This window comes from Paraburkholderia domus, assembly GCF_905220705.1.
Taxonomy (GTDB): Bacteria; Pseudomonadota; Gammaproteobacteria; order Burkholderiales; family Burkholderiaceae; genus Paraburkholderia; species Paraburkholderia domus.
On sequence record NZ_CAJNAT010000005.1, the window covers coordinates 328832 to 349693 of the forward strand.

The following is a 20862-nucleotide window of genomic DNA, read 5'->3' on the forward strand; positions in this document are numbered from 1 at the left end:
ATCCCCCCAAATTGCAGCCACTTCGCTACGCGGATATGCGCTAACAAACGGCGCGACTGCATTGAGGCGCGACGACGGGTCATGGGTATTCTGGGTGCGCATCATAAATTTTGACAGCCCGAATAGTGATATTACGGCTAGTCTTCAAATGGCGACGGATAAAAACTTCTCACAAATTATTGATGTACTACCTGTCAATCTCACAAAGACAAAATCATTTATCGCCCAGACGGTGTACACGCCAAAAACAGGCAATACACAGCTCTATTATCGTTATGTTGTCGGATCGAGTCCGTCTATCGCACCATCCGTCAGTTCCTCAGTAAGCTCGATTGCCCCGTGGGATACAGAGTCAAAGGCTGAATAAAATGGCAAAAGTGGAAATGACGTTGCAGTTCATCGAGAATGGTTCCAATTCGATGGTTACTTATCAGGCGTTTGTGTCCGCGGCAAATAGCCGGAATGACTCTCTGTCAATTATTCAGAATGGCACAAATCTCATTGCGACCATATCAAATGTCGCTCCGATGCTGAAACCGGTGCGCATCATGACAAACCAAATGTCTGCGACGTCTGCATTAATAAGGGTCGTGACGGATTGGCAAAATCCGGACAAAAGAATCCAGCCAGGCGATGTGCTGACCATTATCAGTGCTGCTGGAACAATTGCAGTTACAGTGCTTGTTTTGGCTGAAATCGGCCCTGGCGCCGCAGTGGCAATCGGTGCACTCGTCCTGGCTGCCGACTTGCAATCGACCTTTCAGCCATATATAAACTCTGCGAAAATATGGTTGGGTAATTACATGTCGAACTTGCTGCAAATCTCGCAACCTGCATCGGTTGCTAGTGCATCGCTTTATTGGTCAAGTCTTCAAACCGGGAGTGGATATGTGCTTGCCTCATACGACGAAATATTGACGCAAAAAGGGTTGTTCATTTGTCTGAGCGACAAGGGGGTTTCAGGTACCGGCTTGATGCCTATGGCAACCCCCGTTCCAGGTAGCTTCACACCGGTCAACGAGGCCCAATATAAGGAAAACTACTGCCAATATTTGAGTGTTAAGCAGGGTTGGAGCGATATTGTCAGTGGAATGGATTATTGCAAAAACGTGCAATTCAGATAGCTATGACAGAAATGCCGCGTTGTATTCGGATTTTCATTATTGGATTTTTTCTCGCTTTCCTGTGCGAGGCTTGGGTGGAAGTCGCCTTGCTTCAATCCGGCTCTCTGCCGTGGGACGGTTATTTGGCCGTGTTCGCAAGTCTTGTGGCGAATCCCCTAGCGTTCGTGTATGGGATAAAGAGAAGGAGATGGGCTTATGACCTGCTTAAGTGGATCGGGGTTTTTGGTCTTGTATGGACTATATTCGGCCACTCATATTTGCAAGAATTGGGATTGTGGGCTATCGCGCTCATTACCGTTTGCGTGTGGCTGCGACTCGGCGCGCTGCTCATATTGCGGCGCGAAGCGGCGAAAGATTGGATCGAAGCGAATACTACCGGCGACGGACTGCGGCGGCGTAGATGAATGACGAATAAGCGGCCTTTCGCTTCTGCCGTCACTTACCGCATTGCGCGGTAGGTGATGGCAGAAATTTTCGCCACAGTCATCCCTGTGATTTTGAAATTACCCAGACATTTAGGGTTTCAGCAACCTGTAGACCTTCGCCGATTTCCGCCAGGAGAATAGCGTCCAGGCGTTCATCGCTCCGACCGCGATCATCCAAACTACGACGCGCGCACTGGCGTCACCGCTGTGAGCTTCATTTATCCATTTAAGGTAAAGGAGGGCTGACATCAGAATGCCAGCCACAAACCACCAGAAGGAAACCTCGGGTGAATCGACACCGCAAATCTCGCCCGTGGCGTGGTTTAACCATCCCACGAGTGTTTGCCAGTTATCCGTATCGCGCAGTACGGCCGTCACGACCATGCCGTTTTCAAGTCGAGGCGCGCCACGCATTTGTACAGCGTACTGACGTTTGCCCGCAACTGTGACGTTAAAGGCTGTTCCGATTGTTCTCCTGCCATATTTGTCTTTATCGGCCACTATCCCGCCGATGTTTTCAAGCGTGACAGTAATGGCATGGTAGGTCATGAGCAGATGGCGCAGTAGCTGAATCCATAAGCATAGCTGTCCTCCGTAATCCCGAGACACTGACGGTACGGGTTTTTGGCACCACGTTGCGTTTCGTCAATGCACTTCTCGATCTGCTTTGTTTGCAGGAGTTCTGTGCGCCAGGCACTTCATCACGTCTCCGCTGGAGTCCGAAAGATCCCTGCTTACCAAAGTAACGCTGGCAGGTCCCCCCAGAGAATTTCAGAACTGCCCAAACCCCGTCAGCCCAATCAAACTCCCCGCCGCCAACAACCACAGCGGATGAATGCGCGTTTTCAACGCCAGCACGGCGGTAAAAGCGGTGATTGCCCATGCAATCGCCGTCGGGTTCGACGCTTCGGCGATCAGGGCCGCGCTCGCCGCGACGATGCCGGCCGTCACCGGCACCAGTCCCATTTGCGCGTAACGCCGCCACGGACGGTCCTTGAACCGGTCCCATGCATGCAGCGCGAGTATCGTCACGAGCGAAGACGGCCCGAACTTCGCCACTGAAGTCACCAGCATCCCCGCCCAACCTGCCACGTGCCAGCCGACCAGCGTCACGATCATCAGGTTCGGCCCCGGCGCCGCTTGTGCGAGCGCGAACAGCGCGCTGAATTCGCTGGCCGGCATCCAGTGATGCACGTCCACGACCTGACGTTGCATCTCCGGAAGAATCGTGTTGCCGCCACCGAACGCCAGCAGCGAAAGCTGACTGAAAATGATGGCGAGAGAAATGAGCGTGTCGTTCATCGTACAGCTCTCGACGCGATGTAGATGCTTAGCGGCGTGAGCACCAGCATCGTAGGCAGAAGCGGCAGGCGCATGATTGCGATCGCGATGAAGCCAAGCGCGGCGATGAGCGCAGCCATTGGTTTATCCCGCAACGGCAGGAGGATCTTCACGGCCATCGAGATCAACAGGCCGGACGCAGCCGCCGCGAGACCGGCAAACAGATGGCGAACGTGCGGGTTGTTTTGCGTGTGTTCGTAAAGCACGCCAAGGCCGATCACGACCAGCGAAGGCCCAGCGATCAACCCGAGCAGACCGGCCAACGCACCCGGTACGCCGCGAAAGCGCATCCCGATCGCCACCGAAAGATTGATCACGTTGCCGCCCGGCAAGAATTGGCACAGGCCCAGCAAGTCGGTGAATTCCGCGCCGGTCAGCCAGCGCCTTTGGTCGACCACGGCGCGCCGCGCCAGCGGCAGTGCGCCGCCGAACGAGATCAGTCCGAGGCCGAGAAAGCCGCCAAAAATCTCCCGCAACGTGGGCGTGGGCGCCTGTGCGGCTTCGGTTGAGGTGAGGTTGTGATCCATATCGCCAAGCTTCCAGTTCAAGCTCTGGAGGTTAGCGCCGAACAGGCTCAAGGCAAAACGATTTTTGAGCGCGCCTTTGTGATCTAGAATCACAAGCATGGCTCGTAATCTTCCTCCCTTTCCGGCGCTGCGTGCCTTCGAAGCTGCCGCGCGGCATGAAAGCTTCACCGCCGCGGCGAACGAATTGCATGTGACGCACGGTGCAATCAGCCGGCAAGTCGCAGCTTTCGAAACCTGGCTCGGCGTGCAGGTGTTCCATCGCCGCGGCAAGCGCGTGCGCCTGACCGACGACGGCCGCCGCTATCTGGCCACCGTGCAGGCCGCATTCGACAGCATCGCGCTGGCCACGGACCAACTGCGCGACACCGGCGTCGTTCATGTGCTGCGGGTGAATGCACTGCCGACCTTCGCGATGAAATGGCTGCTGCCGCGGCTCCATCAGTTCCAGCGCAAGGTGCCGAATGTGGAGCTGCGCTTATCGACTTCAAACGCGCCGGTCGAAACACTGGACAGCTTCGACGTCGCGGTGCGGCGCGGTCCGGCGCATTGGCCGAACTGCGTGAGCGGCCATTTTCTTGGCGAAAGCGAGATTCCGGTCTGCAGTCCCACGCTCCTGCAACGCTCGCCGATCAACGCGGCCGACGATCTCGCGAAACATGTGCTGCTGCATTCGGATACGCGGCCCGATGCGTGGGGCAACTGGTTATCGGCAGCGGGAGTCATGGCGAAATGCCGGAAGAAGCAGTCGTTCGATCACTTCTACCTGGCCTTGCAGGCCGCGGTGGATGGCCTCGGCGTGGCGCTCGGTCCGTTGCCCTTGCTGGCGGACGAGCTGGCATCGGGACGGCTCGTCGTGCCGTTGGCCGGCCCGCGGATCGATGCACGCGGCTATTGGTGGGTGGCGAGGCGGGAGGTCGCGCAGGCGCCTTTGGTGGCGCAGTTCTGCGAATGGTTGCAAGCGCAGGGTGATCAGACCGATGTAGCGGAAGCGAGCGACCTGGAGGCCGCCCGCTAGAACCTGTGTGCGTTGCTCAATGCCCATTGAACAACGCACGCTGACTTCGCGCACGGGGCGCGAAGCTTCAACATTACAAATAGAACATCCGGTCTTCATCCGACTTGGCCGGATGCGGCTCAGCTTCTTCGCGGTCTTCGTAGAACTTCAACACTGCTTCGAGCACCTGATCCGGGTCGTCGATCACCTGCATCAAGTCCATATCAGTCGGATTGATCAGCCCCATCGGCGTGAGCGAGTTCTTGAACCAGGCAAGCAGGCCTTCCCAGAACTCGCCGCCCACCAGAATGATCGGCACGTGGCGCGACTTCTTGGTTTGAATCAGCGTGAGGACTTCGGCGAGTTCATCCAGCGTGCCGAAGCCGCCCGGCATGACGATCACCGCATCCGAGTTCTTCACGAACGTGACCTTGCGCGTGAAGAAATGGCGGAAGCGCAGCGAGATGTCCTGCCACTGGTTGCCCGATTGCTCGTGCGGCAGTTCGATGTTCAGGCCGACCGACGGGGCCTTGCCCGCATGGGCGCCTTTGTTGGCTGCTTCCATGATGCCGGGGCCGCCGCCCGAGATGACCGCGAAGCCTGCGTCGGACAGCTTGCGCGCGATCTGCGTGGCGAGTTTGTAGTAAGGCGAGTTCGGTTTCAGGCGCGCTGAACCATAGATGCTGACAGCCGGGCGAATCTCCGAGAGGTACTCGGTCGCCTCGATAAACTCTGCCATAATCGTGAACATCTGCCACGATGCGCGGGCCTTCTTAGCCGTTGCGCGCTCTTGATCTGCGAGTGATCGCAGACTCGGAATCACTTTTCTCTTAGTCATAATGCCTGAAGAACGAAGCCTTGAAGGTAAGACCCTGCTATTGGTCGACGGTTCGAGTTATCTGTACCGGGCCTACCATGCGATGCCTGATCTGCGCGGACCCGAGGGTGGCCCGACGGGTGCGCTCTACGGAATGATCAACATGCTGCGGCGCATGCGCAAGGAAGTCACTGCAGAGTATAGCGCCTGCGTGTTCGACGCCAAGGGCAAAACGTTCCGCGATGACTGGTATGCCGACTATAAGGCGAATCGTCCGTCGATGCCGGACGATCTCGCGCGCCAGATCGAGCCAATTCATGTCGCCGTGCGCGCGCTTGGCTGGCCGCTCCTGATGATCGAAGGCGTCGAGGCTGACGACGTGATCGGCACGCTCAGCACCGCCGCGGAGAAGCGCGGCATGAATGTGATCGTGTCGACTGGGGACAAGGATCTGGCGCAGCTCGTGTCGGATCATGTCACCCTCATCAATACGATGACTAACGAGAAGCTCGACCGCGAAGGCGTGATCGCCAAATTCGGCGTGCCGCCGGAGCGCATCATCGACTACCTGTCGTTGATCGGCGATACCGTCGACAACGTGCCTGGCGTCGAGAAATGCGGGCCGAAAACGGCGATCAAATGGCTGACGCAGTACGAAACCCTCGATGGCATCGTCGCACATGCGGACGAGATCAAAGGTGCGGTAGGAGACAATCTGCGACGTGCGCTCGATTTTCTGCCGATGGCGAAGAAACTCGTCACCGTCGAGCGCCAATGCGATCTGACCGGCCATATCGTGTCGATCGAAGAAAGCCTGGAAAGCCGGCCGGAATCGCGCGAGGAACTGCGCGACGTGTTCACGCGCAACGGTTTCAAGACCTGGCTGCGCGAAGTGGAAAGCGCGGAAGCGGTGGCGGGTCCCGAGACCGACGTGCCGCCGGCGCTCACCGTGGATCACGAACGTCACTACGACACCGTGCAGACCTGGGAACAATTCGACGCCTGGCTCGAAAAAATCAACGCCGCCGAGCTGACTGCGTTCGATACCGAAACCACCTCGCTCGATCCGATGACCGCGCAAATCGTGGGCTTGTCGTTCTCGGTCGAGCCTGGCTATGCCGCGTATGTACCGGTCGCGCATCGCGGTCCGGACGCACCCGTGCAATTGCCGCGCGATGAAGTGCTGGCGAAGCTCAGGCCCTGGCTCGAAAGTGCCGGCCACAAGAAGGTCGGCCAGCACATGAAGTACGACGAACAGGTGCTGGCGAACTACGGCATCGAAATGCGCGGCATCGAACACGACACGCTGCTGGAATCGTACGTGCTCGAATCGCATCGTACGCACGATATGGACAGCCTCGCGCTGCGTCATCTCGGCATCAAGACGATCAAGTACGAAGAGGTTGCGGGTAAGGGCGCGTCGCAAATCGGCTTCGACGAAGTCGCGCTGGAAACGGCCGCCGAATACGCGGCGGAAGACGCCGACATCACTTTGCGTCTGCATCAGGCTTTGTATCCGCAAGTGGCCGCGGAGAAGACACTCGACTACGTGTATCGCGACATCGAAGTGCCGACCTCGCGAGTGTTGCGCAAGATGGAGCGTACCGGCGTGCTGATCGACGCCGAGAAGCTGCGCGCGCAAAGTAGCGAAATCGCCACGCGTCTGATTCAACTGGAAAGCGAAGCGTACGTGCTGGCCGGCGGTGAATTCAATCTGGGTTCGCCGAAGCAGATTGGTCAGATTTTCTTTGAGAAGCTCGAATTGCCGGTGGTCAAGAAGACCCCGAGCGGCGCGCCGTCCACCGATGAAGAAGTGCTGCAAAAGCTCGCCGAAGACTATCCGCTGCCGAAGATCCTGCTCGAACACCGCGGCTTGTCGAAGCTGAAATCGACCTATACGGACAAGCTGCCGCGCATGGTCAACGCCACCACCGGCCGTGTGCATACGAACTATGCACAGGCGGTTGCGGTCACGGGTCGGCTGGCGTCGAACGATCCGAACCTGCAGAACATTCCCGTGCGTACCGGCGAAGGCCGCCGCATTCGCGAGGCGTTTATCGCCCCGCCGGGCCACAAGCTCGTCTCCGCCGACTATTCGCAGATCGAATTGCGCATCATGGCGCACATTTCCGGCGACGAATCCCTGCTGCGTGCGTTCTCGCAAGGCGAAGACATTCACCGCGCCACTGCGGCGGAGATTTTCAGCGTGACACCGCTCGAAGTCTCGAACGATCAACGGCGTGTAGCGAAGGTCATCAACTTCGGTCTGATCTACGGCATGAGCGCGTTCGGTCTCGCCGCGAACCTCGGCATCACGCGCGATGCAGCCAAGCTGTATATCGACCGCTACTTCGCGCGGTATCCGGGCGTCGCGCGTTATATGGACGAAACGCGTCTGAGCGCGAAGGCCAAGGGCTACGTGGAAACGGCGTTCGGCCGCCGCCTGTGGCTGCCGGAGATCAACGGCGGCAACGGCCCGCGCCGTCAGGCAGCGGAGCGCGCGGCCATTAACGCGCCGATGCAAGGCACGGCCGCCGATCTGATCAAGCTGTCGATGATCGCGGTGCAGAAGTGGATCGAAGAGTCGAAGATCGGTACGCGCATGATCATGCAAGTGCACGACGAACTGATTCTCGAAGTGCCGGACGCGGAATTGTCCGATGTACGCAAGCGCTTACCGGAACTGATGTGCGGTGTCGCCGCGCTGAAAGTGCCGCTGGTCGCTGAAGTGGGCGCCGGCCTGAACTGGGAAGAAGCGCATTGACGTACATGTGACGAAGCGCTCAATAGGCGATAACGTCGTGCGCATGTCACATATGCGTATTGATAGCTTGTGACAACCCGTGCCGCTCGCGGACAATCGCTACGATAGACGGCGCGCGTTCATGTTTGACGACGCGCCGTCGCGACGCATGACCCATCGGCAAATACGGAGAGTTCAATGCATCGGTTTATCGTCGTTGGCGGGGGCGCAGGGGGGCTGGAGTTGGCGACACGCTTGGGCGACCGCTACGCGCCTCACAAGAACAAAAGCGGTGTGCGCGCGCAAGTGACGCTCGTCGACCGCAATCCAACCCATATCTGGAAGCCGCTGCTGCATGAAGTGGCAGCCGGCAGCATGGACCCGTTCACCCAGGAACTCGAATATGCGGCGCAAGCGCGCTGGCATGGCTTTGAGTTTCAGCAGGGTGATCTGACCGGTCTGGACCGTGCGAACAAGCGTCTTACGCTCGGCACCGTGCTCGACGACGATGGCGCCGAATTGCTGCCCGCGCGCGAACTCGAATACGACACGCTGATCATCGCGATCGGCAGCACCACGGCGTTCTTCGGCGTGAAGGGCGCACCTGAGTTTTCTCTCGCGCTCGATACGGTTAGCCAGGCGGAGCGTTTCCGCAAGCGCTTGATCGCGGCCTGTATGCGTGCGGAGCATCAGGTGCATGAACCTGTCGAATCGGGGCCCGACACGTCGTCGACCTCCACTGAGCCGCGCATCCAGGTGGCGATTGTCGGCGGCGGCGCGACGGGCGTCGAACTCTCGGCTGAGTTGCGCAATACGGCCCAGGTGTTGTCCGCGTATGGCTTGCATAAGCTCGATCCGCGGCACGACGTCGGCATCGTGCTGATCGAGGCGGGGCCGCGCATTTTGCCGGCCTTGCAGGAGCGTGTATCGACGGCTACTGCCGAATTGCTCACCAAGCTCGGTGTGAAGCTGATGATCGGCGAGACCGTGGCCGAGGTCGCGCCCGGCATGATCCGCACGGCCAGCGGTAAAACCGTGCGCGCCGATCTGACGGTGTGGGCGGCGGGCATCAAGGCGCCCGCCATTCTGAGCCAGCTCGACGGCCTGCCGGTCAACCGTTTGGGGCAACTCATCGTGCGTCGCACGTTGCAAACTGAAATCGACGACAACATCTTCGCACTCGGCGATTGCGCGGCTTGCCCATGGCCGGGCAATGAGCGCAACGTGCCGCCGCGTGCGCAAGCGGCTCACCAGCAGGCAAGCTTCCTGATGAAGGCGCTGGCGGCCCGGCTCGAGAACAAGCCGCTGCCCGAATTTACCTACCGCGACTTTGGCTCGCTGGTGTCGCTCGGGCACTTCAGCGCGGTCGGCAATCTGATGGGCGGCGTGATCGGCGGGAATATGTTGATCGAGGGGCTGTTCGCGCGCTTCATGTACATGTCGCTGTACCGGCTGCATATCGCGGCGCTGCACGGCTATGCGCGGATGGTGCTCGACACCTTTGCGCACTGGTTGCGGCGCACCACGCTGCCGCGGGTCAAGCTGCACTGAAGGCCGGCCGCGCTTGAGACGGTTGGTTGCTTGTGCAACAGGATGCGGGTGAAGCGTATCCTGTTGCATCCAACCTTCACCCGAGGAGCGCCGCATGCTGAAACCTGATATCGACAGCCTGGTCCCGCACGTTCCCTTCAATCGGCGTACCTTCATCAAGGCTGCGCTCGGCACCGGTTTCGCTGCGGCCGTGCTGCCGGTGTCGGCGCAAACCATCCATACCGATAGCGACGGTCTTGAAGCCGGCGAGGTCGCTGTGCGTTCAGGCGACACGCTGGTGCCGGCTTATCGCGCGCAGCCGAAGGGCAAAACGCATTTGCCGGTGATCATCGTCGTTCACGAGGCCTTTGGCGTGCACGAACATATCGCCGACGTGTGCCGGCGCTTTGCGAAGCTGGGCTATCTGGCGATCGCCCCGAACCTGTTCGAGCGGGAGGGCGATCCTTCGGTGCTGCCGACCATCCAGCAGATCGACGATCAGATCCTGAGCAAGGTGCCGGACGAGCAGGCCGTGGCCGATCTCGATGCGACCGTCATGTGGGCTGGCGAACATGGCGGCGATCTGAACCGGCTCGGTGTGAACGGGTTTTGCTGGGGCGGGCGTATTTCGTGGCTGTATGCGGAACACAATCCACGGCTGAAGGCTGCCGTGGCCTGGTATGGGCGCGTAGTGGGCGCGAAGAACGCAATGACGCCGGCCAATCCGCTTGACCTGGTGGCGGATCTGCATGCGCCGGTGCTGGGTTTATATGGGCTCCAGGACAAGAGCATCCCGCAAGACACGCTCGAGCAGATGAAACAGGCCATCGCACAAGGTCCCCAGGTGGGCCGCGGCTCGCAATTCGTCGTGTACGACGATGCGGGCCACGCGTTTTTCGCTGACTACCGGCCGAGCTACAAGAAGGCTGATGCCGAGGATGGCTGGCGACGTACGCTCGTGTGGTTCAAGCAGCATGGAGTCGTATAAAGGCACACGCTTGATGGGCTGGCACGTTCGATACTTTCGATGACTCGCCAAAACGGCGTGCCGATGCGCTCGGCTCAAAGGATGAAAAAAGGCTGTGGCTGCCAGAAAAAGCAGCCACAGCCTTTTTGCTATTCGTCCTGCTTGATGGGACGCTTAAGGATTCGGGCCCGTTGCAACCGGCCGCTTCGGGTCAGAACTCCATTCGCTCCACGATCCCGCATACAGCGCCGCGCCGTGCATGCCGGCGATCTCCATCGCGAGCGCGTTCACGCATGCCGTTACACCCGAGCCGCATTGCAGTACGACGTGCTCCGGTGGCGTGTCGCCCAGCAACGCATGGAATTCCTCGCGCAGCGTGTGGGCCGGTTTATAGCGGCCGTCGGCGGTGAGGTTGTCCTTGAAGAACCGGTTGAGCGCGCCCGGAATATGGCCGCCGACGCGATCCAGCGTTTCGTTTTCGCCGCGATAGCGATCGTTCGCGCGCGCATCGACCACGACGCGTTCTTTCGTGCCGAGATTGCGCTCGACAGTCTGCGCATCGACGGTGACAGAAAGCGGCGCACCCGCTTTGAAGTCGCCTGTATTCTGCGCCGGCGCGTCTTGCGTCAGCGGACCGCCAGCGGCCTGCCAGGCTTGCAGTCCGCCATCAAGCAACGCGACGGCATCGTGGCCTAGCCAGCGCAGCAGCCACCAGGCACGGGCGGCGTACATGCCGCCTTGCGCGTCATAGGCGACCACTTGTTGACCCTGCTTCAGGCCGCGCGACTCGAGCGTTTCCACGAGGCGCGCGCGATCCGGCAGCGGATGGCGGCCATTGTGGCCGTTCTTCGGCCCCGACAGATCGCGATCGAGATTCAGATAATGTGCGCCCGGCAAATGCCCGGCCAGATAGGCTTTCTCGCCCGCCTCGGTGTCGGCCAGATCAAAACGGCAATCGATGACGAACACGCTGCCCGGCGCGGCGGTCAGCCTTTCCGCGAGATTGGTCGCGGAGATGAGTGTGGTGTAGTGAGTGTGCGGCATGACGTCTCCTGTGTCGACCGGAGTGAGCGCTGTGGAACCAAAGTAAGCGAATGGCCGAACGATACTGATAGTCTAAACAAAAAAAGACGGGCCGAAGCCCGTCTTTCCATGCTTTGATGCGGTTCGCGCAAGGACCTGCTCAAACGGCGGTCGAGGCGCACCGTGCGCGGATCAGATCGCCCCGAGTTCGCGCCGCAAGAATTCGTGGAAGTGCTGCATGCCGTCTTCCATCGGGCTCTGGTACGGGCCGACCTGCGATTCACCGCGGCTCATCAGCGCGCGGCGCCCCGCGTCCATACGTTCGGCGATCTCGTCGTCTTCGCGAGCCGTTTCCATATAGGCGGCACGCTCGGCTTCGACGAATTCGCGTTCGAACAGCGCGATTTCCTCAGGGTAATAGAACTCCACCACATTGGTGGTTTTCTGCGGACCGCGCGGAATCAGCCACGACACGACCAGCACGTGCGGATACCACTCGATCATGATGCCCGGGTAGTACACCATCCAGATCGCGCCGAATTCCGGCGGATTGCCGTCACGGAAGCGCAGAACTTCGTCGTGCCATTTGCGGTACGTCGGGCTGCCGGGCTGCTCCAGATCCTTGTGAACGCCGACTGTCTGCACGCTGTACCATTCGCCGAATTCCCACGTCAGATCGTCGCAATTGACGAAGCTGCCGAGGCCCGGATGGAACGGCGCGACGTGGTAGTCCTCCAGATAGACCTCAATAAAGGTCTTCCAGTTGTAATTGCACTCGTGCACTTCGACGTGATCGAACATGAAGCCCGAAAAATCGAAGTGTTGCTTGGTGCCGAGGCGTGCCAGATCGCGCGCGACGTCACGCCCCTGCGCTTCGAACAGCAAGCCTTGCCAGTTCTGCAGCGGCGTGCCGCCGAGATTCAGGCAGGGGTTATCCGCAAAATGAGGTGCACCGAGGAGCTGGCCGTTCAGATCGTACGTCCAACGGTGCAGGGGGCAGACGATGTTCTCCGTCTGGCCGCGGCCGTTGAGCATGATGGCTTGCCGGTGGCGGCACACGTTCGACAGCAGTTCGACTTGCGACTGCTGGTTACGGACGAGCACACGCCCTTCGCTCTCGCTGGGCAAAGCAAAATAATTCCCCGCTTCGGGCACCATGAGATCGTGGCCGATGTAGCGAGGACCTTTCTTGAAAAGGGTTTCGATTTCGCGCGTTAGAAGCGCTTCGTCAAAGTAAGCCGTGACTGGCAGCTGGCTGTGGACAGACCGCAACTGCAATGCATTGCTCAGATTGGACATTCCCACTCCCGTGAAGACGTGAAAGCAGTGAACAACCCAACCATCGATAGATTCGATTTAGGGAGCCAGCGATTATACCTGTTTCCCCTTCCTTGGGGCGCTTAAGTGCCTGATTTGGGTCAAAAATGTCAAGTAAGTTCACGGTTTTCGCCACGGACCAATCGTTTTTTTTCTGCGAGACTGAGGGTCGGACGCGAAGGGCAAAGGCGGGGCGCGGGCTGGCGATGGGATCGGAAATGTCGCTTTTGCCGTAGAATGTCCGACTTGTTTTAATTTTGCGACTATTCATGGCGAAGACCGCGTCGAAAGATACTGCTGCCGCGCCTGCTGAAGGCGTCGATACCACGCCGCTGCCCGCGAACTACGAGGCGGCCCAGGCCGAGCTGGAAGGTCTGGTTGCGCGTATGGAAAGCGGCAATCTCAGCCTCGAGGAGTCGCTCACCGCGTACCGGCGCGGTGCGGCTCTCGTAGCGTTTTGCCAGCAGCAGCTCGAGAAGGTCGAGCAGCAAGTGCGCGTGCTCGATGGCGAGACGCTCAAGCCGCTGCCTATGAATACCGCAGGCACAGCCGCTACTGAAAGCGGGGACGACCTATGACATTCGAACAATGGACGCGCTCGGTACTCGAGCGCGTCGAATCGGCACTAGAACACTACCTGCCTACGGAAGCGACCGAGCCAGCCAAACTGCATGAAGCCATGCGCTATGCGGTGCTGGGCGGCGGCAAGCGGGTGCGCCCGCTGCTGTGCCATGCGGCCGGAGAGCTGACCGGCGCGCGCGCCGAGTGCCTGGATGCGGCGGCGGCGGCGCTGGAAATGATTCACGTGTACTCGCTCGTGCACGACGACATGCCCTGCATGGACGACGACGCGCTGCGTCGCGGCAAACCCACGGTACACGTCAAATATGACGAGGCCACGGCGTTGCTGGTCGGCGACGCGCTGCAGTCGCAGGCGTTCGTCGCGCTGACGTCCGATGTTCTGGCCCCGGCTCAGCAGGCTTCGCTGGTCCGCGAGTTGGCGTTGGCAAGCGGCTCGATCGGCATGTGCGGCGGTCAGGCGATCGATCTGGCGAGCGTCGGCCATACGCTGACGCGCACGCAACTGGAAACCATGCACCGCATGAAGACTGGCGCGTTGCTACGTGCGGCAGTGCGCATGGGCGCGCTGGCCGGCGAAACGCCTGATGCGGACGCGATGCGCTCGCTCGACGCGTATTCGGCCGCAGTCGGCCTCGCGTTTCAGGTCGTCGACGATATTCTCGACGTCACGACCGATTCCGCGACGCTTGGCAAGACGGCAGGCAAAGACGCGAAGGACGGCAAGCCGACCTACGTGTCGATTATTGGGCTAGAGGCGTCGCGTGCGCTCGCAGCGCAACTGCGCAGCGACGCTCACGCTGCGATTGCGCCGTTCGGCGCCCGCGCGCAGCGTCTTGCAGAATTGGCCGACCTGGTGGTGAACCGGGTTAGCTGAACGCGAAAGCTCGCCGCCGCGCACCTTTGCTACGGGTGCGTGTATGAAGTGCGGGCGCGTAAGTTTTCCTACAATGGAACGACGATGTACGACTTGCTGAAAACTATCGACGACCCGGCAGCCTTGCGCCGCCTCGATCGCCGCCAATTGCAACCGCTTGCAGACGAGTTGCGCGCCTTTGTGCTCGACAGCGTATCGCAGACGGGCGGCCATCTTTCGTCCAACCTCGGCACGGTCGAGTTGACCATTGCTCTGCACTACGTGTTCGACACGCCACGTGACCGGATCGTCTGGGACGTCGGCCACCAAACCTATCCGCACAAGATCCTGACGGGTCGCCGCGACAAGATGCACACGCTGCGTCAGCTCGGCGGCATCTCGGGCTTTCCGAAGCGCGACGAGTCGGAATACGACACCTTCGGCACCGCGCATTCCAGCACCTCGATCTCGGCCGCGCTCGGCATGGCAGTCGCCAGCAAGCTGCAGGGCGAGAACCGCACGGGCATCGCCGTGATCGGCGACGGCGCGATGACGGCCGGCATGGCCTTCGAGGCGATGAACAACGCCGGCGTCGAAGACGACGTGCCGCTGCTGGTCATCCTCAACGACAACGACATGTCGATTTCGCCGCCGGTCGGCGCGCTGAATCGCCATCTGGCGCGCCTGATGTCGGGCCGCTTCTACGCTGCCGCGCGTGCGGGCGTCGAACGGGTGCTGCGTGTCGCGCCGCCTATGCTCGATCTGGCCCGCAAGCTCGAAGAGCACGCGAAGGGCATGATCGTGCCGGCCACGTTGTTCGAAGAATTCGGTTTCAACTACATCGGTCCGATCGACGGTCACGACCTCGATTCGCTGATCCCGACGCTGCAGAACATCAAGGAACTGCGCGGTCCGCAATTCCTGCACGTCGTCACGAAGAAAGGCCAGGGCTACAAGCTGGCCGAAGCCGATCCGGTGCTGTACCACGGCCCGGGCAAGTTCAATCCGGCTGAAGGCATCAAGCCTGCCACCACGCCGTCGAAAAAGACGTACACGCAAGTGTTCGGCGAATGGCTGTGCGACGCGGCTGAGCTGGACGCGCGCGTGGTCGGCATCACGCCTGCCATGCGTGAAGGCTCGGGCATGGTCGAGTTCGAGAAGCGCTTCCCGGATCGTTACTTCGACGTCGGCATCGCCGAGCAGCACGCGGTGACGTTCGCCGGCGGTCTGGCTGCCGAAGGCATGAAGCCGGTGGTCGCGATCTACTCGACCTTCCTGCAACGTGCTTACGACCAATTGATTCACGACGTCGCGCTGCAAAACCTGCCGGTGGTGTTCGCTATCGACCGCGCCGGTCTGGTCGGCGCGGACGGCGCCACGCACGCGGGCGCTTACGATCTGGCGTTCATGCGCTGCATCCCGAACATGACGGTGATGGCTGCTTCGGACGAAAACGAATGCCGTCAGATGCTGTACACCGCTTTGCAACAGCCGAACCCGACGGCGGTGCGCTATCCGCGCGGCGCCGGCACGGGCGTGGCGACGGTCAAACAAATGACGGCGCTGCCGCTCGGCAAGGGCGAGATCCGCCGCGAAACGTCGCAGCCGGCCGGCAAGCGGATTGCGATTCTGGCATTCGGCACGATGGTTGCGCCGTCGCTGGCGGCCGCTGAGCAACTGGACGCCACGGTGGCGAACATGCGCTTCGTGAAGCCGCTGGACGCCGAGCTGGTCCGCCAGCTGGCCGAAACGCACGACGCCATCGTGACGGTCGAAGAAGGCTGCGTGATGGGCGGCGCGGGCTCGGCTTGCGTCGAAGCCCTGCTTGAAAGTGGGGTTATGCGACCCGTACTACAATTGGGCCTCCCGGATCGCTTCATCGATCATGGGGATCCGGCCAAGCTGCTCGCCGCGTGTGGTCTGGACGCAGCGGGCATCGCCAAGTCGATTCGCGAGCGCTTTCTTTCCGGCGGCGCAGTCGCCGGTCAATCGTCGGTGAAGCGCGTCGCTTAGTTGCGTTGCTCGACGGCGTCACTTAACTGCGTAACTTAACTGCGTCGATTGGCTGGTCGTTCAGCTGCTCTGCCGTGCGCTGTGCCGCGGCTATGGCGGCCATAGCAATCTCCAACTTGAATCGATGGACCTTCGGGCCCATCATCCGACGCCGGCAGGGGCCGGCGTTCGCCGTTGCGCACCCTGATTCGCACGGTCGCTGAGAGCCCCCAAACCTGTCGCTTTGCGACAACCCCGATGGGGCAATCCCCCCAATCCCCCAAATGGACTTCCTTCGGAGCGGGGGACTTCCCGAGGAGCGGAAAGCCTTGGGGCGGCCCGGCGTTTTCTTGAAAGGACAAGAATATGAACCAGATGAATCCCGCCTTTGTGATGCCCGACGTGCAGAGCACGCCCGATACGCGTCAGATTCCGATTCAACGCGTCGGCGTCAAGGCAGTGCGCCATCCGTTGACGGTGCGCACGCAAGGCGGCGAAGTGCAGCCTTCGGTGGGCACGTGGAATCTCGACGTACATCTGCCAGCCGATCAGAAGGGCACGCACATGTCGCGCTTCGTCGCGCTGCTTGAAGAGAACAAGGCACCGCTCGAGGCGGCCACGTTCCGCACCATGCTCGCCGCGATGCTCGAAAAGCTCGAAGCCGAGGCCGGTCGTATCGAAGTGTCGTTCCCGTACTTTGTGAACAAGACCGCGCCGGTGTCGGGCGTGCAAAGTCTGCTCGACTATGAAGTGACGTTGACGGGCGAGACTCGCAACGGCGCGACGCGTCTGTTCCTGAAGGTGCTGGTGCCGGTCACGAGCCTGTGCCCGTGCTCGAAGAAGATTTCGCAGTACGGCGCGCACAACCAGCGCTCGCACGTCACGATCAACGCCGAGCTGGCGGGCGACGTGGCGGTGGAGGAACTGGTTCGTATCGCTGAAGAAGAGGCCTCGTGCGAACTGTGGGGCTTGCTGAAGCGTCCGGATGAGAAGTTCGTCACTGAACGTGCCTACGAAAATCCGAAGTTCGTCGAAGACCTGGTGCGCGATGTCGCGCAACGTCTGAACGCGGACGAGCGCATCGTTGCGTATGTGCTCGAAGCTGAGAACTTCGAATCGATTCACAATCACAGCGCGTACGCCGTGATTGAACGGGATAAGCGGGCGGCGTGATTCGCGCGTTCGACATTGCTCAAACAGAAAAGCCGCTCTTCCAAGCGGCTTTTTTTACACCTTCGCGTCAGGAAGTTCAGCGTGCGAGCGAAGTCAGATCCCAGCGCGGCTTTACCGTGAACGCATAGTCTTTGCCCGATTGATCGGGCCAGCGTTGCAATCGCAATGCGCCGGCCAACGCGATCATCGCGCCGTTATCCGTACACAGCGACAGGTCCGGGTAGTGCACGAAGAAATTGCGTTTCTTCGCCGCGGCGGAAAGCGCCTCGCGCAGTTGCCGGTTCGCGCCGACGCCGCCTGCCACCACCAGTCGATTGAGCTTGGTCAGTTTGAGCGCGGCCAGCGATTTCGCCGCCAGCACGTCCACGGCAGCGTCGACGAACCCACGCGCCAGATCCGCTTTCGCCTGCTCGCAGATATTCGCGCCGCCGAGTTTCTTTGCGTGCGTAAGGACGGCGGTTTTCAGCCCGCTAAAACTGAAATCGAGGTCGCCGGAATGCAGCATCGGGCGCGGCAGCAGCACTGCGCCCGGCGTGCCGAATTCCGCCATTCGCGATACTTCCGGGCCGCCTGGATAGCCGAGGCCCAGCAGCTTGGCGGTTTTGTCGAAGGCTTCGCCGGCGGCGTCGTCCAGTGTTTCGCCGAGCGTCTCGTAGACGCCCACGTCCGTCACGCGCATCAACTGCGTATGGCCGCCTGACACCAGCAACGCGACGAACGGAAACGGCGGCGGTTCATCCACCAGCAGCGGCGACAGCAAATGCCCTTCGAGATGGTGGATGCCGATAGTCGGCTTATCCCACGCCATGGCCAGCGAATTCGCAACGCTCGCGCCGACCAGCAGCGCGCCCGCGAGGCCAGGGCCCTGCGTATAAGCGATCGCGTCGATGTCGCTGCGCACCGTGCCGGCGCGTTCCATCACCTCTTCGAGCAGCGGCAGCGCGCGCCGGATATGGTCGCGCGACGCCAACTCCGGCACCACGCCGCCGTACTCCCGGTGCATCGCAATTTGCGAATGCAGCGCGTGCGCGAGCAGGCCGCGCTCTGTGTCGTAGAGCGCGAGACCGGTTTCGTCGCAGGAGCTTTCGATGCCGAGAACGAGCATGATGGGGGCTTTGAGCGGGCGCGCGAGTGAAGCCACTCGGGCACCCAAAAGTGAGAAGGCAAGCCTGAAAGTATAGCAGCGCGGGCTGGGGGCCGCAGGCGCGCGGGTACAATGCGGCCCTATGGAATCCTTCGATATCGCAGTGATCGGCGCAGGCGCGGCCGGCATGATGTGCGCGGCCGTGGCCGGGCAACTCGGCCGTCGCGTGGTGCTGATCGACCACTCGCAGCGCCTCGCGGAGAAAATCCGCATTTCCGGCGGCGGCCGGTGCAACTTCACGAATCTGTACGCCGGACCTGCCAATTTTCTGTCGGCCAACCCCCATTTCTGCCGTTCGGCACTGGCGCGCTATACGCCGCGTGACTTCATGGCGCTGCTCAAGCGTCATCATGTGACGTGGCACGAAAAGCACAAGGGGCAACTGTTCTGTGACCAGTCGAGCGACGCGGTCATCAATGTGCTGAAGAACGAGTGCGACGCGGGCCGCGTTGCGTGGCGCACGCCACTCGCGGTGGAGCAAGTGCGGCATGACGCCGAAGGACGGTTCACGCTGGACACCCACTCGGGCCCGATCACGGCCCGCGCGCTCGTGGTGGCGACCGGCGGCCTATCGATCCCCAAGATCGGCGCCACCGATTTCGCCTACCGTCTCGCCAAGCAATTCGGCCACAAGCTGATCGACACCCGTCCCGCGCTGGTTCCGCTGACCTTTGCCCCGGCCGACTGGGAACCGTTCTCGGCGCTCTCAGGCGTGTCGCTCGAGGTGCAACTGGCGACCGGCAGCAAGAAGACCGGCGCCGAGTTCAACGAAGACCTGCTACTCACCCACCGTGGACTGTCGGGCCCGGGCGTTCTGCAGATTTCGAGCTATTGGCAGCCCGGCGAGCCGATCCAGATCAATCTGCTGCCTGAGCAGGATGCCACGAGTGCCTTGCTGGAGGCCAAAACCGGCACCAGGCGCCAGATCGCCAATCTGCTCTCGGAATGGGTGCCGCAACGGCTCGCTCACGTCTGGCTGGAAACCCACCAGATTCCCGCCGAAGCGCGCGTGGCCGATCTGCCGGACAAGACCCTGCGCCGCGTCGGTGAGGCTTTGTCGCGCTGGACGCTCACCCCGAACGGCACCGAAGGCTACCGCAAGGCCGAGGTCACGCGCGGTGGTATCGACACCCGCGAGCTGTCGTCGGCGACGATGATGAGCGCCCGCACGCCGGGTTTGTACTTCATCGGCGAGGCGGTCGACGTCACCGGCTGGCTCGGCGGCTACAACTTCCAATGGGCCTGGGCCTCCGGCGTGGCGGCCGGCCAGGCGTGCGCGGAGTACGTTTTGGGGGCTTGACGGCGCATTAGCTTTGTGAGAAAGCTCTGCTATACTCCTGAACCTTTGCAGAGTTCCGTTATTGAAAAATGACGACCATCCATGTAAAAGACAACGAGCCGTTTGAAGTTGCCATGCGCCGCTTCAAGCGCACGATGGAGAAAAACGGGCTGCTAACGGAACTTCGCGCCCGCGAGTTTTACGAAAAGCCTACAGCTGAGCGCAAGCGCAAGAAGGCGGCTGCGGTTAAGCGTCATTTCAAGCGTCTGCGTGGCCAGATGCTGCCAAAGAAGTTCTACTGATTCTGGCGTTGCCGCGGTTCCCGTCGAACGGAGCGGCGACATCCAACGGTGACGGCACAGCAGGTGCCATCACGGAAAACACGGCCCTTCGGGCCAGCCGGCAGGGTCGCATCCACTACGCAAAATTGCGCCAACCCGCTTGAGGAAGCAGTCCCAAGCGGGCGTTTGTGTTGGATGCGGCGTATTGGTACGGCAAGCGGCCGGTTTTTAAATTTTCAACGCATTCAGGTGAGTGATGAGCCTCAAGGACCAGATCAACGACGACATGAAAGCTGCCATGCGGGCGCGCGAGACCGAGCGTCTCGGCACGATCCGCTTGCTGCTCGCCGCGGTCAAGCAACGCGAAGTCGACGAACGTGTCACCCTTGACGACGCGGCGATCACCGCCGTCATCGACAAGATGATCAAGCAGCGCAAAGACTCGATCAGCCAGTTCGAAGCCGCTGGCCGCACGGATCTCGCCGACAAGGAAAAGGCCGAGCTGGCCATCCTGGCCGCCTATATGCCGACGCAGATGTCCGAGGCGGAGATCGTTGCCGCAGTTCAGGCCGCAGTCGCACAAACCGGCGCCGCCGGCCCGCAGGACATGGGCAAGGTGATGGGCGTGCTCAAGCCCAAACTGGCCGGCCGCGCCGACATGACCGCTGTGTCGGCGCAAGTCAAAGCCGCGCTCGCGAAGTAATTCCTGTATTTCCGGTCTGTGCGCGCCGTTGTTCGACGGCGCGCACA

The 20862-nt window shown here is 61.0% G+C and carries 20 protein-coding genes; 13 read left to right on the forward strand and 7 right to left on the reverse strand.

All coding sequences use genetic code 11. The features are described from left to right. The first annotated feature begins 368 nt into the window (after positions 1-368). The gene (locus KHO31_RS13270; RefSeq protein WP_201077905.1) at positions 369-1124 is read left to right on the forward strand and encodes a hypothetical protein; all 756 of its coding nucleotides are present in this window, start codon (positions 369-371) and stop codon (positions 1122-1124) included. 2 nt (positions 1125-1126) lie between these two features. After that, positions 1127-1528, forward strand: a complete 402-nt coding sequence (locus tag KHO31_RS13275; RefSeq protein ID WP_201077907.1) for a hypothetical protein — start codon at positions 1127-1129, stop codon at positions 1526-1528. A 111-nt stretch (positions 1529-1639) separates the two neighbouring features. Here KHO31_RS13275 and KHO31_RS13280 read toward each other — a convergent pair whose 3' ends face one another. The 3 genes from KHO31_RS13280 to KHO31_RS13290 all read right to left on the reverse strand — a co-directional run bounded on the left by KHO31_RS13280 (position 1640) and on the right by KHO31_RS13290 (position 3417). Continuing rightward, a complete protein-coding gene (locus KHO31_RS13280; protein WP_201077908.1) occupies positions 1640-2098 on the reverse strand; it encodes a hypothetical protein in 459 nt (152 codons plus the stop codon). A 222-nt stretch (positions 2099-2320) separates the two neighbouring features. Next, positions 2321-2851: a chromate transporter gene (locus KHO31_RS13285; RefSeq protein WP_201077910.1), complete on the reverse strand. Its 531-nt coding sequence runs from the start codon at positions 2849-2851 to the stop codon at positions 2321-2323. Then, positions 2848-3417 (reverse strand): chromate transporter, encoded by a 570-nt coding sequence (locus KHO31_RS13290; protein WP_201078067.1) that lies wholly within the window; start codon positions 3415-3417, stop codon positions 2848-2850. The genes KHO31_RS13285 and KHO31_RS13290 overlap by 4 nt, the downstream gene beginning before the upstream one ends. A 97-nt stretch (positions 3418-3514) precedes the next feature. Here KHO31_RS13290 and KHO31_RS13295 point away from each other — a divergent pair, with 97 nt between their 5' ends. Next, complete coding sequence (locus KHO31_RS13295; protein ID WP_201077911.1) at positions 3515-4432, forward strand: transcriptional regulator GcvA; 918 nt, start codon at positions 3515-3517, stop codon at positions 4430-4432. A gap of 73 nt (positions 4433-4505) precedes the next feature. Here the strand turns inward: KHO31_RS13295 and KHO31_RS13300 are convergent, their stop codons facing one another. Next, on the reverse strand, positions 4506-5249 hold the full coding sequence (locus KHO31_RS13300; RefSeq protein WP_054034825.1) for an LOG family protein: 744 nt from the start codon (positions 5247-5249) through the stop codon (positions 4506-4508). A 1-nt stretch (position 5250) separates the two neighbouring features. Here KHO31_RS13300 and polA point away from each other — a divergent pair, with 1 nt between their 5' ends. The 3 genes from polA (at position 5251) to KHO31_RS13315 (ending at position 10489) form a co-directional block, all read left to right on the forward strand. Beyond that, positions 5251-7992 (forward strand): DNA polymerase I, encoded by a 2742-nt coding sequence (gene polA / locus KHO31_RS13305; protein ID WP_201085200.1) that lies wholly within the window; start codon positions 5251-5253, stop codon positions 7990-7992. Between the two features lie 177 nt (positions 7993-8169). Continuing rightward, a complete protein-coding gene (locus tag KHO31_RS13310; RefSeq protein WP_201077915.1) occupies positions 8170-9522 on the forward strand; it encodes an NAD(P)/FAD-dependent oxidoreductase in 1353 nt (450 codons plus the stop codon). A gap of 94 nt (positions 9523-9616) precedes the next feature. Continuing rightward, positions 9617-10489: a dienelactone hydrolase family protein gene (locus KHO31_RS13315; RefSeq protein WP_201077917.1), complete on the forward strand. Its 873-nt coding sequence runs from the start codon at positions 9617-9619 to the stop codon at positions 10487-10489. Positions 10490-10642: 153 nt separating this feature from the next. Here KHO31_RS13315 and KHO31_RS13320 read toward each other — a convergent pair whose 3' ends face one another. Together KHO31_RS13320 and KHO31_RS13325 are read right to left on the reverse strand one after the other, a co-directional pair. Beyond that, a complete protein-coding gene (locus KHO31_RS13320; RefSeq protein ID WP_201077919.1) occupies positions 10643-11512 on the reverse strand; it encodes a sulfurtransferase in 870 nt (289 codons plus the stop codon). Positions 11513-11683: 171 nt separating this feature from the next. After that, positions 11684-12790: an aromatic ring-hydroxylating oxygenase subunit alpha gene (locus KHO31_RS13325; protein WP_201077920.1), complete on the reverse strand. Its 1107-nt coding sequence runs from the start codon at positions 12788-12790 to the stop codon at positions 11684-11686. 287 nt (positions 12791-13077) lie between these two features. Between KHO31_RS13325 and KHO31_RS13330 the strand changes: the two genes are divergently transcribed. The 4 genes from KHO31_RS13330 to folE2 all read left to right on the forward strand — a co-directional run bounded on the left by KHO31_RS13330 (position 13078) and on the right by folE2 (position 17408). Further along, complete coding sequence (locus KHO31_RS13330; protein ID WP_201077922.1) at positions 13078-13386, forward strand: exodeoxyribonuclease VII small subunit; 309 nt, start codon at positions 13078-13080, stop codon at positions 13384-13386. Beyond that, positions 13383-14264, forward strand: a complete 882-nt coding sequence (locus KHO31_RS13335) for a polyprenyl synthetase family protein (RefSeq protein ID WP_201077924.1) — start codon at positions 13383-13385, stop codon at positions 14262-14264. The genes KHO31_RS13330 and KHO31_RS13335 overlap by 4 nt, the downstream gene beginning before the upstream one ends. Positions 14265-14348: 84 nt before the next feature. Further along, a complete protein-coding gene (dxs, locus tag KHO31_RS13340; RefSeq protein WP_201077925.1) occupies positions 14349-16256 on the forward strand; it encodes a 1-deoxy-D-xylulose-5-phosphate synthase in 1908 nt (635 codons plus the stop codon). 345 nt (positions 16257-16601) lie between these two features. Beyond that, the gene (folE2, locus tag KHO31_RS13345) at positions 16602-17408 is read left to right on the forward strand and encodes a GTP cyclohydrolase FolE2 (protein WP_054034830.1); all 807 of its coding nucleotides are present in this window, start codon (positions 16602-16604) and stop codon (positions 17406-17408) included. A 76-nt stretch (positions 17409-17484) separates the two neighbouring features. Here the strand turns inward: folE2 and tsaD are convergent, their stop codons facing one another. Further along, the gene (gene tsaD / locus KHO31_RS13350; RefSeq protein ID WP_201078076.1) at positions 17485-18513 is read right to left on the reverse strand and encodes a tRNA (adenosine(37)-N6)-threonylcarbamoyltransferase complex transferase subunit TsaD; all 1029 of its coding nucleotides are present in this window, start codon (positions 18511-18513) and stop codon (positions 17485-17487) included. Between the two features lie 121 nt (positions 18514-18634). Here tsaD and KHO31_RS13355 point away from each other — a divergent pair, with 121 nt between their 5' ends. From KHO31_RS13355 to KHO31_RS13365, 3 genes are all read left to right on the forward strand, one after another. Then, on the forward strand, positions 18635-19852 hold the full coding sequence (locus KHO31_RS13355; protein WP_201077927.1) for a BaiN/RdsA family NAD(P)/FAD-dependent oxidoreductase: 1218 nt from the start codon (positions 18635-18637) through the stop codon (positions 19850-19852). 68 nt (positions 19853-19920) lie between these two features. After that, the gene (rpsU, locus tag KHO31_RS13360; protein ID WP_054034832.1) at positions 19921-20133 is read left to right on the forward strand and encodes a 30S ribosomal protein S21; all 213 of its coding nucleotides are present in this window, start codon (positions 19921-19923) and stop codon (positions 20131-20133) included. A gap of 235 nt (positions 20134-20368) precedes the next feature. Then, positions 20369-20815 carry a GatB/YqeY domain-containing protein gene (locus KHO31_RS13365; protein WP_211623516.1) on the forward strand — a complete coding sequence of 149 codons (447 nt, stop codon included), beginning with the start codon at positions 20369-20371 and terminating at the stop codon, positions 20813-20815. Positions 20816-20862 lie beyond the last annotated feature (47 nt).